This is a genomic window from Acinetobacter sp. F16, from assembly GCF_052712855.1.
This window is the reverse complement of record NZ_JBRATK010000038.1, coordinates 1-848: the sequence shown is the minus strand read 5'-3', so window position 1 is coordinate 848 and position 848 is coordinate 1. Positions and strand designations below refer to the sequence as shown.

Annotated in this window: 2 tRNA genes and 1 rRNA gene; all 3 read right to left on the bottom strand. The window is 42.0% G+C overall.

From position 1 onward, the window contains the following. Positions 1 to 507: 507 nt before the first annotated feature. Positions 508 to 583: transfer RNA gene (locus ACU0NF_RS11870), tRNA-Ala, on the bottom strand. 71 nt (positions 584 to 654) lie between these two features. Next, positions 655 to 731 (bottom strand) — tRNA-Ile (locus ACU0NF_RS11865). Positions 732 to 792: 61 nt separating this feature from the next. Further along, a 16S ribosomal RNA gene (locus ACU0NF_RS11860) occupies positions 793 to 848 on the bottom strand; the annotation flags it as partial.

The following is an 848-nucleotide window of genomic DNA, read 5'->3' as shown; positions in this document are numbered from 1 at the left end:
TCGCCTCTGACTGCCAAGGCATCCACCACATGCACTTAATTACTTGACTATACAACCCCAAACAGTCGTCGTTACCTACAAGGAGTAACTACAACTTATCGTTTAAAGTTTCGCAGATTGAACTGCAGTACAGCTTCAATTGAATTCATATACCAAAACGCTTGATTCAGTTAATTCGCTAGTGCTCAGATCTTCATTTCACTCAACAGCAACAAGTTGCTGTCAACTTCAATTCAGTTCTGAGTTAAACAATTATTTCAACTCAAATTTGCCAATCTGTTAATGAATAAACTTGCCTTCGTCAGGTCAGGTTTAAAACACTGTGATAAATCACAGAGCTTAAGAACAATGCAGCGTATTCTACGCCTTGTTGTTGCTAAGCTCTATAAGCTACACATCTATTCGTTTATTTAGCACTCAAACACGCTTCTTTTGATTAAAGCCTGCGCGAAGCATAGCTTCTTGCTTAAATTTCAAGGAAAAGCACGCTTTTCTGATCTTGAAATTTGGTGGAGACTAACGGAGTCGAACCGTTGACCTCCTGCGTGCAAAGCAGGCGCTCTACCAACTAAGCTAAGTCCCCAGCTTATCATTAGATCAATGTATCTTTTCTTCTGTGCTCGTTTCAGTATTTGCATACCGTGTTCGTCAGAATGGTGGGTCTGACAAGACTTGAACTTGTGACCCCACGCTTATCAAGCGTGTGCTCTAACCAACTGAGCTACAGACCCTCAGATACATCTTTATGAAGAACAACTTGTTGTGGATTCTTACCGATCGTCAATCTTTCGTTAAGGAGGTGATCCAGCCGCAGGTTCCCCTACGGCTACCTTGTTACGACTTCACCC